This window comes from Caulobacter sp. AVps16, from assembly GCF_058681455.1.
On record NZ_CM178739.1, the window covers coordinates 3,277,576 to 3,292,041 of the forward strand.

Below are 14,466 nucleotides of genomic sequence, written 5' to 3' on the forward strand. Positions count from 1 at the left end.
GGGCGCGCACGGCTAGATTCCGCTTTCGGACCGCTACTCAGTCAAACTTCTCGAATAGGTCGTCCAACAGAGGCTTTCGCCAGCCCTCGATGTCGTTAGCCTTCAGAACGCACTCGACCTTCTCAAACGCAGCGTGCACGCCGTCACCCTCCACATGCTCAATTGTTTCAATAGCCTCTAAGGCCTCGTGGGCCACCTCGAAGCCCCCCGAGACAACTAAATCGACCAGCAAAGCTACATGCGGCGCACAGTCGTAGTGTCGAAGCGCGTGGACTAACGTACCCCGATTTTTGACTAGATCCGGCCGTTGGATCAGGCGTACGAGCACCTCATCGACCCCAGCGGCCTTTGCCTCAGCGAGACGAAGCGCAAGAGCGTTGCGCGTGGCTCCATCGACGATAGTTTCCAGAGACAACAGATCCGAGGAGGCATTTTCGAGATCGTTCATCAGCTCACTCTAGCTCAGACGGCGAGTGTCAGAGAACCGTCCTCGTCGCCCCCGCCATCCGCCCCGGATCCGGCCACGCCTTAAACCCTTAGTGGATCGGAGCTCTGGCGCCTGACCGTGTCAAGGACCGCCTCCGGCGGCCGCGTCGCGGCGACGCGGAGCGTCGTCCTTGACACGGTCAGGCGCCAGAGCAGGCTCGCCAGCAAGGGTCTAAGGCGCGGCCTCGCCGACGCGGGCGGTCTTGAGAGGAGATGATCGTCTCGCCGTGAGATTTAGGGAGGGCTCCTTCTCTGGGGAGAAGGACAGCCACACGCGAACTCAAAACCACCGCTCTCCCCGGCGAAGGCCGGGGCCCAGATTCAGCCGGAGCGGCCGGGGTGTTCGCGCCTTCAGCCCCGCAAACGCTTCGAGGTCAGCGGGTTCGATCTGGGCCCCGGCTTTCGCCGGGGAGAGCGGAGGAAGGGGCGCCCCTCCCCCAAACCCAGCCCTTTACGCCGCCCACCTTCACCGCTAGAAACCCCGCCGATGCACATCGCCGCGACCACTATTATGACCCCAAAAACGACCCGCTTCGGTGGGGCGTCTTCGGGTCTGTGCGCGATCTAGTCCGCATCCCGAACTCAGCCCCGCCGATGCGCGGGGCGGCTCTCATCTTCCAGAGATCCTGAAACTCCCCCGCGCCTCCGCCCTTTCCAGGAGACGTACCCCCGTGAGCTTCAAGTTTTCCCGTTCCAATCCGCCGCATGTCGGCGTCGTCGGCGCCACCGGTCTGGTCGGCGGCATGATGCGCGAGCTGCTGGCGGAGCGGAACTTCCCGCTGGCTTCCCTGCGCCTGTTCGCCTCGCCCCGTTCGGCGGGGACCAAGATCGCGTTCCAGGGCCGCGAGATCACCGTCGAGAACGCCGAAACCGCCGACTTCACGGGCCTCGACCTGGTGTTCTTCTCGGCCGGCGGCGACACCTCGCGCGAACTGGCCCCCAAGGCCGCCGCGGCCGGGGCGATCGTGATCGACAACTCCTCGGCCTGGCGCAGCAATCCCGAGGTGCCGCTGGTGGTGTCGGAGGTCAATCCGCACGCCCTGAACCATATCCCCAAGGGCATTGTCGCCAATCCCAACTGCACCACCATGGCCGCCATGCCGGCCCTGAAGCCGCTGCATGAGGCCGCCGGCCTCAAGCGCCTGACGGTCAGCACCTATCAGGCCGCCTCCGGCGGCGGCGTGGCCGGCATCGAGGTGCTGGCCAGGCAGCTGGCCGCCGGGTCGCGCGGTGATCTCGCAGGCCTGGCCTTGAGCCCCGAGGCCGCGCCCCTGCCCGCCCCCGAGAAGTGGGTCGTGCCCCTGGCCTTCAATGTCGTGCCGCTGAACTATGTGCTGGCCGAGGACGGCTATACCGAGGAAGAGCTGAAGCTGCGCGACGAGACCCGCAAGATCCTCGAGATCCCGGGCCTGCCGGTCTCGGCCACCTGCGTGCGGGTGCCGGTCTTCACCGGCCACTCCCTGTCGATCAATGCCGAGTTCGAGCGGCCGCTGTCGGTCGAGCAGGCCACGGCCCTGCTGGCCACCGCGCCGGGCGTGGTGCTGGACGATGTGCCCAACCCGCTGGCCGCCACGGGTCAGGACCCGGTCTTTGTCGGTCGCATTCGCCCCGATCCGACCGTGGCCCACGGCCTCGCCCTGTTCGTCAGCGGCGACAACCTGCGCAAGGGGGCGGCCCTGAACGCGGTGCAGATCGCCGAAGTCATGCTGGAGCAATAAGAGCCCGCGACCGTCATCCCGGCCGGTCGCGCCGGGCCGGGATGACGTCAGGCCGACAGGGCGTGCAGCGTGGCGGCATGGGCCCGCAGCCAGGCGCGGTGCGGCGCGGGATCCCCGACCAGCCGCTCGCACAGGGCCCAGAATTTCGGACCGTGATTGGCCTCAATCAGGTGGGCGCATTCATGGGCCACGACATAGTCGGCCACCGCCGCCGGGGCCAGGATCAGCCGCCAGCTGTAGCGAATCGCCGCCGGCGTTCCCGGCCGGGCCGGGCGGCAGGAGCCCCAGCGCGCCTTGGGATCGGCCACGGCCACGGTCGGCATCGGCCGGCCGAGGGCCTCGGCATGGAGGGCCGTGCGCTCGGTCAGGACCGTGAGGGCCTCGCGCTTGGCCAGACGCAGGATCTTCAGCCCCCAGTTGGCGTCATCGGGCGCGACAAGACGGTCGCCGTCGATGCGGGCCCGGCCGGGTCCGACCTCGAGACGATAGGCCTCACCGTGGAGTCGCAGGGTTCCGCCCGGCGCGATCCGGGTCTGTCCCGGCAGGGCGGCCAGCTGACCCGCGATCCAGGCGGATTTTTCGTGGGCGAAGGCCACGGCCTCGTTCAGACGTCGCGGGCTGGGGGCCAGGGCCACCACTTCGGATTTAGTGCGATCGACCCGCAGCGACACCCGCCGCGCCCGGCCGTCGACCTTCAGCCGCACGGGGCAACCGGCCACGTCCAGCCGGTCTCCGTCGGAAAAGCGCTGCGCCGCCGTGAACAAAGCCATGGGCCCTACATCGCGCCGGAGTCGCGCCGGCGCAAGGCTGACGCCCGTGCGGGCGCGCTAGATCTCGTCGCCGAAGTTGGGATCGCTCTTGCGGATGAACGAGCGGACCCGCGGATAGATCTCCTCGCGGAACCGCCGACCGTTGAAGACGCCATAGTGGCCGACGCCCGGCTGGACATAGTCGGTCTTCATCTCGGCGGGCAGGTTGGGGGTCAGGCCATGGGCGGCCTGGGTCTGGCCGATGCCCGAGATGTCATCGTTCTCGCCCTCGACCGTCATCAGGCCGATATCGGTGATCAGGTCGGGCCGCACCCGCCGTCCGTGATGCATCAGTTCGCCCTTGGGCAGCAGGTGCTGCTGGAAGACGATGTCGATGGTCTGGAGGTAGAATTCCTCGGTCAGGTCGAGGACCGACAGGTACTCGTCATAGAATTCCAGGTGCTTGTCGGCACCGTCGCCGTCGCCCTTGACCAGGTCCTGGAAGTAGCGGCGATGGGCGTCCTGGTGCTTCTGGGCATTCATGCTCATGAAGCTGGCCAGTTGCACGAAGCCCGGATAGACGCGCCGGCCGGCCCCGACATAGGGCGGCGGCACGGTGTAGATCATGTTCGACTGGAACCAGGTGAAGGGCTTTTCCTCCGCCAGGTTGTTGGTCACGGTCGGCGACAGGCGCGCATCGATCGGCGAGCCCATGAAGGTCATGCTGGCCGGGCGTGAGGGGTGATTGTCCTCGGCCATCAGGGCGGCGGCGGCCAGGACCGGCGGGCCGGGCTGACAGACGGCCACGACATTGGGACGCGGACCCAGCACGGCCAGCATCTGGATGATGTGATCGATATAGTCGTGGAAGTCGAAACGCCCCTCGAGCATCGAAACTTCGCGGGCATTGGTCCAGTCGACGATGAACACCGCATGGTCGGGCAGGAAGGCCTCGACCGTGCCGCGCAGCAGGGTGGCATAGTGGCCCGACAGGGGCGCGACGATCAGCACGGCGGGGTCGAGGCTGAACTTCCCGGCCCGGCGCATGTCAGCCATGTCGCGGTCGAACTGCACGACCCGGGCCCAGGGGCTTTCCCAGACCACGGTGGGACGCACCCGCACGTCGACCTGGCCGACCTTGACGGTGTTGATGTTCCAGGCCGGCTTGCCGTAGCGGCGGGTGATGTTGGTGAACAGGTCGGCACCGGCGTGCATCCGGCGACCAAGATCCGTGGCGGAGACGGGGTTTAGCGGCGAGCCCCAGAAGTCACGCGCGACGCGGGCCGCTTCGCGCAGGGGAGACGAGGCATAATAGGCCGCTTCATGAAGGGCGTAGAGCATGGCGCATCCGATATATTGCGCCGCAGCATAGCACGCCGAAACCTAACAAAGTCCACCGAAGAAACAGGCCGCCGCCCCGCTGTTCCGCGCGGAGCACCGGCCGGGCCCCGATCAGCCCTCGCGCATGGCGTCATTGATCCGGCGGGCAATGTCTTCCGGTGGCAGGCTGTAGGGGATCACCGTCCTGAAGCGGCCCTTGGGGTCCATCAGATAGATCGCGGTCGAATGGTCGATGGTATAGCCGGGGCCGTCACCGACCTTGGCATAATAGACCCGATAGGCCCGGGCGGCCGCCGCCACCTGCTGGGGCGTGCCCGTCAGGCCCAGGGTCGTTTTGGGCACATAGTCGGCCGACAGATAGGCTTTCATCTGCTTCACGTCGTCGCGGCCCGGATCGACCGAAATAAAGACGATCTGCAGATTCTCGGCCTTCTTCGGGCCGAGCAGGTCGGTGGCCGCCGCCAGGCCCTGCAGCGTGCCGGGGCAGACGTCAGGGCAATAGGTAAAGCCGAAGAACACAGCGTTCCACTGGCCTTTCAGCACCTTTTCCGTCGCCGGGGCCCCGTTCTGGTCCACCAGCGCGAACGGACCGCCGACCGCCGCAGGTCCCTCGGCCGACTTGAACATGCCCGCCCGGAAGGCCAGGCCGGTGGCGAAGATCGCCCCGACAACACAGGCCAGGATCAGGACAATACGGTGACGAGGCATGGGCATCTTTCCTTTGGCTCTCGCCAGACGCGAAAATCTGGACAATCCTGCAGTATGGCTGACGTGTCGTTCGCGAGAACGCCCAGCGACCAGCGGTCGAACGGGCTCGATAAGCCGGGTGAAGATCCGGCGCAAGACGACGACTGGTCCTGGGCCGCACCCGGGCTGCGTCGCGGCCGCCTTCGTGTACGCTCCCTGCTGACCCAGCGCTGGCTGGCCATCGCCGGTCAGACCGCCGCCCTGCTGTTCGGCGCGCTTGTGCTGAAGCTGCAGGCCCCCTGGGCCCTGTGTTTCTCGCTGGTCGCCCTGTCGGCCTGGCTCAATGTCCTGCTGGGCCTGGCCTCGACCGGCCAGAGAATGGCCCGCGAAGGCGAGGCCACGGCCCAGATCGCCTTCGACATCCTGCAGATGACCGGCCTGCTCTATTTGACCGGGGGCGCGCAGAACGTCTTCTGCCTGTTGCTGATTGCGCCGGTGACCCTGGCGGCGGCCACCCTGCCGGCCCGTTTCGCCCTCGGCCTGGCCCTGCTGGCCATAGGCTGCCAAATCGCCCTCGCCTTTTTTCACATGCCCATGCCGACCCTGGCGGGGACCCCGGCCATGCCGCCCCCCCCGCCATCGGTGCTGTTCGCCATGGTGGCGGCCCGGATACTCGGGATTATCATCACCGGGGCCTATGCCTGGCAGGCGGCCAGCGAGTCCGCCCGGATGGAACTGGCCCTCAATGTCACCGAGACGGTGCTGGCCCGCGAACAGCGGCTGTCGGCCCTCGGGGCCCTGGCTGCGGCCGCCGCCCATGAGCTCGGTACGCCCCTGGCCACCATCTCGGTCGTGGCCCGCGAAATGGCCCGCAATGCGCCGGATGACCAGACGCGCGAGGATGCCGAACTGATGATCGGTCAGGCGGCCCGCTGTCGCGAGATCCTGCAGCGCCTGACCGAAATGCCCGAAGCCCAGGACGCCGTGCACGAACGGATGAGCCTGGTGCAGCTGGTCCAGGACGTGATCGAGCCGCACCTGGTGCACGGGGTCCGCGTCGAGGCCGTGGTCAATGGGCCGTCAGGGGAAACCGCCCCCGACATCTGGCGGCGGCCGGAAGTGATCCACGCCATGACCTCGATCGTCGAAAACGCCGTCGACTTCGCCCGGGCGGAGGTGCTGGTCATCGCCCGCTTCGACCAGCGCTCGGTGGTCATCGAGGTTCGCGACGACGGGCCGGGCTTTACCGCCGAGGTGCTGGCCAAGCTGGGCGAACCCTATGTCACCACAAGGCCGGGGGCCGAGGGCTCGCGTACGGGCCATATCGGCATGGGCCTGGGCTTTTTCATCGCCAAGACCCTGCTCGAACGGACCGGGGCGACGGTGGATTTTCGCAATGGTCGGCGCGGCGGGGCGGTGGTCTCGGCGCGTTGGCCGAGGTCAGCACTTGAAGCCCCTGGTTACACGGGGGCTTGAAGCCTGGCCCGGAAGGACGACATGATAACTTGTGAGTGTACACGGCTGGGTCTAGGCGCGGGGAGGCGCTGAATTCATGGCGGATATCAGTGAGCTGGTCGCGGCCCTGCCCGACAAGACGCTACTGCTGCTCGACGACGACGCGCCCCTGCGCACGCGCCTGGGCCGCGCCCTGGAGCAGCGCGGGTTTGTGGTGACCCTCGCCGCCTCGGTGGCCGAGGCCCTGGCGGTGCTGCGGGTCGAGGCCCCGGCCCATGCGGTGCTCGACATGCGGCTGGAGGACGGCACCGGTCTGAAGGTGGTCGAGGCGGTGCGCGAAGCCCGACCCGATGCCAAGATCATCATGCTGACCGGCTATGGCAATATCGCCACCGCCGTCGCGGCCGTGAAGGCCGGGGTGGTCGACTACCTCTCCAAGCCGGCCGACGCCGACGATGTGGCCCGCGCCCTGCTGGCCGCCAAGGACGCCGCCCCTGCCCCGCCGGAAAACCCGATGAGCGCCGACCGCGTGCGGTGGGAGCATATCCAGCGGGTCTATGAGATGTGCGGACACAATGTCTCGGAGACGGCGCGCCGTCTGAACATGCACCGCCGGACCCTGCAGCGCATCCTGGCCAAGCGCGCACCGCGGTAGTCGAAGGGTGGATGCTCCCCAACTGGGGGAGCTGTCGGCAAAGCCGACTGAGGGGGCCATCTCGGCCTAGGCTCAGCTAGCCCCCTCCGGCCCTGCGGGCCACCTCCCCCAAAGGGGGAGGATCTGGCCCTTCTAAATCACATCGCCGAGATGCCGCCGTCGACCTTGATCTCGGCCCCGGTCATGAACTTGCTCTCGTCGCTGGCCAGATAGAGCACGGCATTGGCGATGTCGTTGGGCTCGCCGATCCGGCCGAGGGGCACCTGCCGCGCCAGCTTGGCGTGGGCCTCTTCCTTTCCGAACCGCGCCGTGAAGCCGTCGAGGATCGGGGTGTCGATGAAGGTCGGATGGATCGAGTTGGAGCGGATATCCAGCTTCATCTTGGCGCAGTAGAGCGCGATGTTCTTGGACAGCAGCCAGACCGCCGCCTTGGAGGCGTTGTAGGCCGGGGAATTGCCGTTGGCGATCAGACCGGCGATCGACGAGAGATTGATGATCGAGCCGGGCTGATGGGCCCGCATATGGGTCAGGGCGTGCTTGGCACCGAGAAAGACCGAGTCGACATTGACCGACATCACCTTCTTCCAGAGGGCGAAATCCAGGCTCTCGATCGGGCCGTCGCCGCCGATTCCGGCATTGTTGACCAGCACCGACAGGCCGCCCATGGCCTCGGTGGCTTTCTCAAGCACGGCGATCCATTCGTCTTCCTGGGTGACGTCCAGCTCGAAGGCGAAAGCCGTGCCGGCCCCGTGGGCGGCATTGATCTCGTCAGCGACCGCCTGGGCGCCCGCCAGGTTGATGTCGGCCAGGCTGACCTTGGCGCCCTGGCTGGCCAGCATCCGCCCCGCCGCCGCGCCCAGACCCTGGGCTCCACCGGTGATGAAAGCCTTCTTGCCGGCGACCCGGCCCGTGTTCTGCGCCATTTGGCGTCCTCCCGAATGTTTCAAACATTAGTTTGAACCGGAAGGGGCGGAGGCGGAAGGGGGAAACGATCGTGGCGCTGGAGCCGATCTGACGATCCGCATTCGGAGGCTGAGCGACGGGCCCATCTCGACCCATTGCGGACATCACTGTTTTGCGAACAGATACTCAGACCTTCTTTGCATGCAGTTAGGGCCATCAGGATGAAATCTAAGAGATTTGTGAGCGTGCCCTTGGTCTGCTTCGCGGTGATCGCCGTGGCAGGATGCAGTGCCCAAACTCCGACCCCGGCCCCTGCCCCGACCCCGCCGTCTTCGGAAGCCGTCGCCGCTGAGGTCAAGGCCGCGATCCGTGCACAGGTCGATGCCTATGCGTCCCGCGACCAGGCCAAGGCGGCAAGCATCCTGGCACCCGATATCAAGACCTTCTTCCACGGTGAGCCGAACGTGGTCGGCATGGCAGCCGCTCAGGCGGCGCTGCAGGCGCAACTGGCGCTGCCGGACGTCAAGCTGGAGGTGTCGGACGAGACTGTCGATGTCGCGGCATCTGGCGATCTGGCCGTCTATCATGCGACCTATAGGTTCAGTTTCACGAACCCCGAGACGAAGCAGCCGTTCGTTGAGATCGGCAACTGGGTCGGGATCTTCAAGCGTCAGCCGGACGGCATGATGCGGATGAGCACGGACATCATCGCCGACCTGCCCCCGCAAGCCAGCCCCGCCTCCTAGTCCGACATTCGCCCCCGGACCAATGGTCGAAGGTCCGGCTTCGGGTGACGGCTGGATTTTTGGTCCCGACCGGGAACCTGATCCGACCCGGTTTTGTCCTACCCAGCCGCCGCGTCCATGAACGTCGCGAGGGTGAGGTCCAGCGCCGTCACCCCGTCGGCGTCATGGGTGGTCAGCAACACCTCGACACGGTTGTAGACATTGAACCATTCAGGGTGGTGATCGAGCTTGTCGGCCATCAGGGCCACCCGGGTCATGAAGCCGAAGGCCGCGTTGAAATCGGCGAACTTGAAGGTCTTGGTGATGGCGTCCTTGTCCGGCGCGGCGCTCCAGCCCGAAAGCTGTGCAACAGCGGCGGCGGCACCGATCTTGGGGCGTGACATGGCAGGTCCTGACGCGAAGGGGATGATCCCTCTTCAGAACGCCAATCCGGTCACCTTCGCAAGGTCGGCGAGCAGCTGATCTTCGCTGGAGACCTTGATCGCGGTCATGCCGAGGGCGGCCGCCGGCTTGCAGTTGACCCCCAGGTCGTCGAGATAGACGCAGTGTTCCGGCGCGACGTTCAGGGCCTCGCACATCATCAGATAGATGCGCGGATCGGGCTTTCTGACCCCGGCCTTGGAACTTTCGATCACCACCTCGAAGTCACTCATGATCGCGCTGACGGCGGCGGCCTTGTCCTCGGACGAGGCCATGCCCGCCCCGTGTCCGGCCGAGACATTGTTGGTGATACAGCCGACCTTGAACCGGGCCTTGCAGGCCCGCATCGCCGCCAGCACCCGGGGGCGCAGATCGCCGTACAGCAGGGGCAGGACGTCGGCACCGCGCACCGCGTGGCCCAGGCGCGTGGCCTCGTCCAGGAACAGGGGGTCGAACTGGGCTGCATCGATCTCGGACCGCTCGAACCGGGCCCAGGCATTGGTGTCGGGATCGGTGGCATTGACCGTGCGGATGAAATCGCCGGGCAGACCGCGTTCGGCTTCATAGCGCCGGAAGGCCTCGAAGGGCGAGGTCGTGAACACCCCGCCAAAGTCCCAGATCACCGCCTCGATCGCCATACCGCCCTCAAACAACCGTTTGATCGACGGTAGGGCGCAGCTTGGCGGGAGGCAAGGGTCCCCGCCCGCGACTCCCTGCTCGCCCAGCAGGTGAACCCGCAGGCCGTTCATGTTCCTTAATGCTTTCCTAACGGCTCAGGAGCCGTTTCATGACCTTGCCCCGCCTGTCTCTCTGTCTCGCCGCAGCGAGTCTTCTGTCCGCCGGCACCGCCATGGCGGGAGGGCCAGGTCACGGGCTGAGCGGCGGACCGCCCCTGGTGCGGCCGGGCCTGCCGCCGGAGGCCGAACAGCTGCCGCCCAACATTCAGCCGGGCCAGTGCGTGATCCGCCGCATGACGGGACCGGGCGGGGCCTCTCGCTGGGAGCGCGTCGAATGCGAGCCCGGCAGCCAGGCCTCCGGCCTTGGTGGCTATGGCGCTGGTTATGGCTCTGACTATGGCGCTAGTTATGGCGCTGGCTACGGCTATGGCTATGGCTATGGCGGGCAGCCGCTCGAGGTCGAAACCGCCTCATCCCAGTACACAGAGGCCTATGAGGCCAGCCGCTACAGCTACAGCAGCGGCTACGCTAGCGACTACGGCTCTGGCTACGGGGCGATCGAGCGGCAGGAGACCCGCTACAGTCCCGGCCCCTCGCATCGCGTCGAGTACCGGGTGGCCGGTCGCGACGCCCAGGGCTTTCTGGTCTGGCCGGGAAAACAGCCGTGAATCCCGCCCCGTCCATGGCCTGGACCTTGCGGGCCTCTTGTCGCAACGAGCCAAATTGGGACGGGGGATCCTGACACATGCGTACGCCGACCAAGCCCTTCTTCAAGCGCTATGAACTGTTTGCCATTGCGGCCTTCGTGGTGGCGGCCATTGGCCTCAGCAGTCTCGGGATCGTCTACTAGGACCTGAGGCCAAGGCGCAGGACCTGGCGCAGTTTGAGACAGGTCCGCCGGGCCCCGGGCCGGGCGGGGCAGAGCCGTCTTCAGGTCAACCGCAGGAACAGGACACGGGCGGCACCATAGTCCCGGCTGTCCAGAACCGTGTAGCCGGGAAGGCTGGGCTCGGGCTCGTCACGACCGCGCTCGAACATCACGATCGCGCCCGGCTTGAGCCAGCCATGGGCCAGCAACTGCGCCAGGGCCTTCTCACCCAGGCCCTTGGCATAGGGCGGGTCGAGGAAGGCGATATCGAACGGCGCGCCGGCGCTGGACGGCGGCAGGCCAAGGTCTGTGGCGTCGCGGCGATGCACCCGGCTGACGCCAAACAGCCCCATGGCGTCGATATTCTCACGGATCGCGCCCCGGGCCGGGTCGGCCGTCTCGACAAACAGGCAGAAGGCCGCGCCGCGCGACAGGGCCTCCAGCCCCAGGCCCCCCGAACCGGCGAAGAGGTCGAGGACCCGGGCCCCATGCAGCTCCGGGGCCCAGGCGGCGTGCTCCAGGATGTTGAACACCGCCTGGCGCGCGCGGTCGGAGGTGGGGCGGGTGGCGTCGCCGGGCGGGGCGATGATGGCCTTGCCGCGATACTGGCCGGAAACGATACGCATCAGGTCGTGGTGTCCGGTGCCGGCGATGCCGCAAGGCGCGAGATCCAGCGCCCCAGCAGGGAGAACCCGCCCACCAGGGCCGCCATCAGTGCCCAGCCCCAGGGATAGATGATGCTGAAGAACGACAGCCCGCACATCAGGCCCGGCAGAACAGCAACCCGCTCCAGAATGAAGACAGCCTCGGGCCAGGGCACCGGTTTGGCCAGCTTGCCGATAAAGGCCGCGTAGCCCCAGGTCGCGGCCAAGGCCAGGCCGATGGCCCCAACCAGCGCTACATAGACGGGATAGGCCTGGCCGCCGACCTGTTCCCACAGCAGTTCAGTGGCCAGCGGCAGCAACGCCACCAGGCCCAGCACCACGAAGTTCAGGGTGTCGAGGATGCCATTGGCGCTGGCCAGGCGTGAAAAGATCCGGCGATGGCTGACCCAGTAGATCCCGATCACCGCGAAGCTGACAGCGTAGGCGGCCAGTTTCGGCGCCATCAGAGACAGCAGGTGGGGAATGCCGTTCCAGTGCTCAGGGGGATGGATCTCAATGGCCAGCAGGGTGATGGCGATGGCGAAGACCGCGTCCGAAAACAGGACCAGTCGATGGAGGTGCGCCTCGCCCGGATCAGTGCCGCTCATGATCATCCCCTGAACTTCCGACCGATGTGTGCCGTTGTCCGCGCTGGAGGGCAAGGTCGGCGCCTTTACAACCCTGCCCGGGCGCTTTCTTAGTCGCTTCAGGAGCAGGGATGTCGACGACGCAATGGCCATGGGCGTGATCTTCGAGGCAATGCGGGAATCGCGGTTCTTCGCGGACCTGACCCCGCGTGATCGTGACGGGCGGCTGGTGGCCCTGACCCTGCCGGTCGGATTGCTGGCCGGCTTCGTCGCGGCCCTGCTGGGAGCGGCCCTGGCCTGTCTGATCGTCATGGTCGTGGTCAGCGGACTGGACGGCGCGCCGACGGCCGCGGCCCTGTTTGCGGTGTTCGATGATCCGGAGAGGGCGACCACCGAGGGGATGTCCTCGCTCTTCCTGCTGTCGGTGCTGGCGGGTGCCAATGGTGCCGCCGCCCTGGCCTTCATCGGCGTCGCCGGCGGTCTGATGCACCGCCCCATCCGTCTCTATGCCGCCGGAGCGCCGCTGCTCCGTACCCGCCTGATCCTGGCGGGGCTGGTCATGGTCGGAACCGTGATGATCGTCCTTGTCCTGGCCGCCGGGCTGCTGGGTGCAGAGCCCCCGAGGCCGCCCGTGCTGGACCTGGCCTCCACCAGCCTTGGCCGCGCGACCTATGTCGCCTTCGCCATCGCGCTTCTGGTCATTGCCGCCGCCGCCGAGGAGGTCGTGTTCCGGGGCTGGCTGCTGAAACAGTGCGGGGCCTTCACCCGCAATCCGCTGATCCTGATGACGGTCAACGGCCTGGTGTTCGCGGCCATCCATTTCGACCCCAGTCCCGGGGCCTTCCTGATCCGGGCGGCCATGGGCGCGGGCCTGACCTGGATGACCCTGCGCACCGGCGGCATCGAACTGGCAATCGGGGCCCATGCGGCCAACAACGTCATCATCCTGCTGCTGATCCGGCCCCTGTCCCTGACGCCCGAGACCGCGCAGCCCCTGCAGGCCGCCGCCCTGATCGGGGCCCTGGGCCTCGGGGTCGGCTATGCCCTGCTGGCGGAGGCCGTGGTGCGCTGGCCGGCCATCACCCGCGCCTTCGGCGGCAGCAGCCCGGCGACCTCCTGAACAGCCTCACCGCCGGAACGTGCTGACCGCTAGCGTGGCGTTTTGGGCCCCTTGGCCGGTCCCTTCGGCCCGGGCTTGCCGGAAAAGCCGCCAGGACCCGAGCGGGTCGGCTTGCCACCGGACTTGGCCCCGGCCGGCTTGCCGGCAGACCGGGGCCAGTCTGGCTTGCCGGCGAGGGGCTTGGCTGTGGTGGGCTTGGCCGAGGAAGGCTTGGGCGTGGCGCGGTCGAAGGGCTTGGCTGTCGCCACGCCCCCAGCGGCCCTGGCCCCGAACGACTTGGCGGCCGTCGCCCCCTTGGCCCCGCGCGGTGCCAGGTGATCGGGCTTGGGGCCGATCATCTTGGTCTCGATCGACTTGGGCGCGCGCTTGACCGGCTTGGCCCCCGCGATCACGACCTTCTTCTTCGGCTTGGCCCAGCCCGGCTTGTAGACGGGCTTTTCGACCGTGCGCTCACCCGGCTCGGCGACCTTGGGCAGGGGGGCCGACTTGATGGCCCGGCGCTGCAGCTCACCGCCCTTGGGCGTGCCCGGCGCGTGCAGCGGATCGGCCACGCCGATGAACTGTGGCTTGTCGCCCGTGGGCATGTCTTCCTCGGCCACCAGGCCGGCCAGCAGTTCGCGGATCACCCGGGGACCGACCTCCTCGACCTGGCCCGGCATCAGGGTTGCCAGGGCGAAGGGGCCGTAGGAGAGGCGGATCAGGCGATTGACCTTCAGGTCGAGATGCTCGAGCACCCGGCGGATTTCGCGGTTCTTGCCCTCGGTCAGGGCGATGGTGATCCAGACATTCTTGCCGCCGGCCTTGTCCTGGGCCTTGTCGAGCCGGGCCTCGATCGAGCCGTAGCGGATGCCCTCGATGGTGACGCCGTCCTTCAGGCGATCCAGGCGGGCCTGGTCGGTATTGCCGAAGGCGCGGACCCGGTAGCGGCGCACCCAGCCATTGTTCGGGGCCTCCAGCTTGCGCGACAGCTCACCGTCATTGGTCAGCAGCAGCAGGCCTTCGGAATTGAGGTCCAGACGGCCCACCGAGATCAGGCGCGGAAGCTCGCGCGGCAGGGCCTGGAACACCGTCGGGCGTTCCTTGGGATCATTGTGGGTGGTCATCAGGCCGGTCGGCTTGTTGTAGCGGAACAGCCGGGTCGGCTCACGCTCGGCCACCAGCTTGCCGTCCACGGTCAGAAAGTCGCCGGGGCCGATCTTCACGGCCGGCGTGGTCAGGACCTTGCCATTGATGGCGACACGACCGGCCTCGATCAGCCGCTCGACCTCGCGGCGCGAGGCCACACCGGCGCGGGCCAGGGCCTTGGCCACGCGTTCGCCCGTCGACGGATCGTCGAGGTCGCCGTCCTGGCCGGGATCGTATAGGGGGTCATGGGGCGTGCTGGTCATTCGCGTTCCTTCGGGGGGCTGG

At 67.4% G+C, this 14,466-nt stretch carries 16 protein-coding genes; 6 read left to right on the top strand and 10 right to left on the bottom strand.

What is annotated here, in order from left to right:
- Positions 1–37 precede the first annotated feature (37 nt).
- On the bottom strand, positions 38–448 hold the full coding sequence (locus ACW17U_RS15765) for a hypothetical protein (RefSeq protein ID WP_492053678.1): 411 nt from the start codon (positions 446–448) through the stop codon (positions 38–40).
- Positions 449–1,157: 709 nt separating this feature from the next.
- On the opposite strand from ACW17U_RS15765, the gene ACW17U_RS15770 reads away from it, so the two are divergent.
- Complete coding sequence (locus ACW17U_RS15770) at positions 1,158–2,204, top strand: aspartate-semialdehyde dehydrogenase (protein ID WP_492053680.1); 1,047 nt, start codon at positions 1,158–1,160, stop codon at positions 2,202–2,204.
- A gap of 47 nt (positions 2,205–2,251) precedes the next feature.
- Here the strand turns inward: ACW17U_RS15770 and ACW17U_RS15775 are convergent, their stop codons facing one another.
- The 3 genes from ACW17U_RS15775 to ACW17U_RS15785 all read right to left on the bottom strand — a co-directional run bounded on the left by ACW17U_RS15775 (position 2,252) and on the right by ACW17U_RS15785 (position 5,002).
- Entirely contained in the window at positions 2,252–2,974 is a 723-nt protein-coding gene (locus ACW17U_RS15775; RefSeq protein WP_492053682.1) for a M48 family metallopeptidase, read from the bottom strand.
- A 57-nt stretch (positions 2,975–3,031) separates the two neighbouring features.
- Positions 3,032–4,294, bottom strand: coding sequence for a polyhydroxyalkanoate depolymerase (locus ACW17U_RS15780; protein WP_062143073.1), 1,263 nt, complete (start codon positions 4,292–4,294; stop codon positions 3,032–3,034).
- Positions 4,295–4,405: 111 nt separating this feature from the next.
- On the bottom strand, positions 4,406–5,002 hold the full coding sequence (locus tag ACW17U_RS15785) for an SCO family protein (protein ID WP_492053684.1): 597 nt from the start codon (positions 5,000–5,002) through the stop codon (positions 4,406–4,408).
- 54 nt (positions 5,003–5,056) lie between these two features.
- On the opposite strand from ACW17U_RS15785, the gene ACW17U_RS15790 reads away from it, so the two are divergent.
- Entirely contained in the window at positions 5,057–6,457 is a 1,401-nt protein-coding gene (locus ACW17U_RS15790) for an ActS/PrrB/RegB family redox-sensitive histidine kinase (protein WP_062143068.1), read from the top strand.
- 76 nt (positions 6,458–6,533) lie between these two features.
- A complete protein-coding gene (gene spdR / locus ACW17U_RS15795) occupies positions 6,534–7,091 on the top strand; it encodes a stationary phase response regulator transcription factor SpdR (RefSeq protein ID WP_062143065.1) in 558 nt (185 codons plus the stop codon).
- Positions 7,092–7,228: 137 nt separating this feature from the next.
- On the opposite strand, the gene ACW17U_RS15800 is transcribed toward spdR, so the two are convergent.
- Complete coding sequence (locus tag ACW17U_RS15800; protein ID WP_419253071.1) at positions 7,229–8,014, bottom strand: SDR family oxidoreductase; 786 nt, start codon at positions 8,012–8,014, stop codon at positions 7,229–7,231.
- Positions 8,015–8,233: 219 nt separating this feature from the next.
- Between ACW17U_RS15800 and ACW17U_RS15805 the strand changes: the two genes are divergently transcribed.
- Entirely contained in the window at positions 8,234–8,740 is a 507-nt protein-coding gene (locus tag ACW17U_RS15805; RefSeq protein WP_492053687.1) for a YybH family protein, read from the top strand.
- Between the two features lie 98 nt (positions 8,741–8,838).
- On the opposite strand, the gene ACW17U_RS15810 is transcribed toward ACW17U_RS15805, so the two are convergent.
- Complete coding sequence (locus ACW17U_RS15810; RefSeq protein ID WP_492053689.1) at positions 8,839–9,123, bottom strand: 4a-hydroxytetrahydrobiopterin dehydratase; 285 nt, start codon at positions 9,121–9,123, stop codon at positions 8,839–8,841.
- A gap of 33 nt (positions 9,124–9,156) precedes the next feature.
- Positions 9,157–9,798, bottom strand: coding sequence for an HAD-IA family hydrolase (locus tag ACW17U_RS15815; RefSeq protein ID WP_492053691.1), 642 nt, complete (start codon positions 9,796–9,798; stop codon positions 9,157–9,159).
- A 149-nt stretch (positions 9,799–9,947) separates the two neighbouring features.
- On the opposite strand from ACW17U_RS15815, the gene ACW17U_RS15820 reads away from it, so the two are divergent.
- The gene (locus ACW17U_RS15820) at positions 9,948–10,505 is read left to right on the top strand and encodes a hypothetical protein (RefSeq protein ID WP_492053692.1); all 558 of its coding nucleotides are present in this window, start codon (positions 9,948–9,950) and stop codon (positions 10,503–10,505) included.
- Between the two features lie 262 nt (positions 10,506–10,767).
- On the opposite strand, the gene rsmD is transcribed toward ACW17U_RS15820, so the two are convergent.
- Together rsmD and ACW17U_RS15830 are read right to left on the bottom strand one after the other, a co-directional pair.
- Positions 10,768–11,331 (bottom strand): 16S rRNA (guanine(966)-N(2))-methyltransferase RsmD, encoded by a 564-nt coding sequence (gene rsmD, locus ACW17U_RS15825; protein WP_492053694.1) that lies wholly within the window; start codon positions 11,329–11,331, stop codon positions 10,768–10,770.
- The gene (locus tag ACW17U_RS15830; RefSeq protein WP_492053696.1) at positions 11,331–11,957 is read right to left on the bottom strand and encodes a TMEM175 family protein; all 627 of its coding nucleotides are present in this window, start codon (positions 11,955–11,957) and stop codon (positions 11,331–11,333) included. Before ACW17U_RS15830 ends, rsmD begins: the two co-directional genes overlap by 1 nt.
- A gap of 124 nt (positions 11,958–12,081) precedes the next feature.
- On the opposite strand from ACW17U_RS15830, the gene ACW17U_RS15835 reads away from it, so the two are divergent.
- On the top strand, positions 12,082–13,056 hold the full coding sequence (locus tag ACW17U_RS15835) for a CPBP family intramembrane glutamic endopeptidase (protein ID WP_492053698.1): 975 nt from the start codon (positions 12,082–12,084) through the stop codon (positions 13,054–13,056).
- Between the two features lie 29 nt (positions 13,057–13,085).
- Here ACW17U_RS15835 and ACW17U_RS15840 read toward each other — a convergent pair whose 3' ends face one another.
- The gene (locus ACW17U_RS15840; RefSeq protein ID WP_492053700.1) at positions 13,086–14,444 is read right to left on the bottom strand and encodes a pseudouridine synthase; all 1,359 of its coding nucleotides are present in this window, start codon (positions 14,442–14,444) and stop codon (positions 13,086–13,088) included.
- Positions 14,445–14,466 lie beyond the last annotated feature (22 nt).

Coding starts and splice junctions, on each gene's coding strand:
- ACW17U_RS15840 (WP_492053700.1), bottom strand. CDS start 14,444: ATGACCAGCACGCCCCATGACCCCCTATACGATCCCGGCCAGGACGGC.
- ACW17U_RS15815 (WP_492053691.1), bottom strand. CDS start 9,798: ATGGCGATCGAGGCGGTGATCTGGGACTTTGGCGGGGTGTTCACGACC.
- ACW17U_RS15790 (WP_062143068.1), top strand. CDS start 5,057: ATGGCTGACGTGTCGTTCGCGAGAACGCCCAGCGACCAGCGGTCGAAC.
- spdR (WP_062143065.1), top strand. CDS start 6,534: ATGGCGGATATCAGTGAGCTGGTCGCGGCCCTGCCCGACAAGACGCTA.
- ACW17U_RS15775 (WP_492053682.1), bottom strand. CDS start 2,974: ATGGCTTTGTTCACGGCGGCGCAGCGCTTTTCCGACGGAGACCGGCTG.
- ACW17U_RS15830 (WP_492053696.1), bottom strand. CDS start 11,957: ATGAGCGGCACTGATCCGGGCGAGGCGCACCTCCATCGACTGGTCCTG.
- ACW17U_RS15785 (WP_492053684.1), bottom strand. CDS start 5,002: ATGCCTCGTCACCGTATTGTCCTGATCCTGGCCTGTGTTGTCGGGGCG.
- ACW17U_RS15780 (WP_062143073.1), bottom strand. CDS start 4,294: ATGCTCTACGCCCTTCATGAAGCGGCCTATTATGCCTCGTCTCCCCTG.
- ACW17U_RS15835 (WP_492053698.1), top strand. CDS start 12,082: ATGGCCATGGGCGTGATCTTCGAGGCAATGCGGGAATCGCGGTTCTTC.
- ACW17U_RS15820 (WP_492053692.1), top strand. CDS start 9,948: ATGACCTTGCCCCGCCTGTCTCTCTGTCTCGCCGCAGCGAGTCTTCTG.
- ACW17U_RS15800 (WP_419253071.1), bottom strand. CDS start 8,014: ATGGCGCAGAACACGGGCCGGGTCGCCGGCAAGAAGGCTTTCATCACC.
- ACW17U_RS15810 (WP_492053689.1), bottom strand. CDS start 9,123: ATGTCACGCCCCAAGATCGGTGCCGCCGCCGCTGTTGCACAGCTTTCG.
- ACW17U_RS15765 (WP_492053678.1), bottom strand. CDS start 448: ATGAACGATCTCGAAAATGCCTCCTCGGATCTGTTGTCTCTGGAAACT.
- rsmD (WP_492053694.1), bottom strand. CDS start 11,331: ATGCGTATCGTTTCCGGCCAGTATCGCGGCAAGGCCATCATCGCCCCG.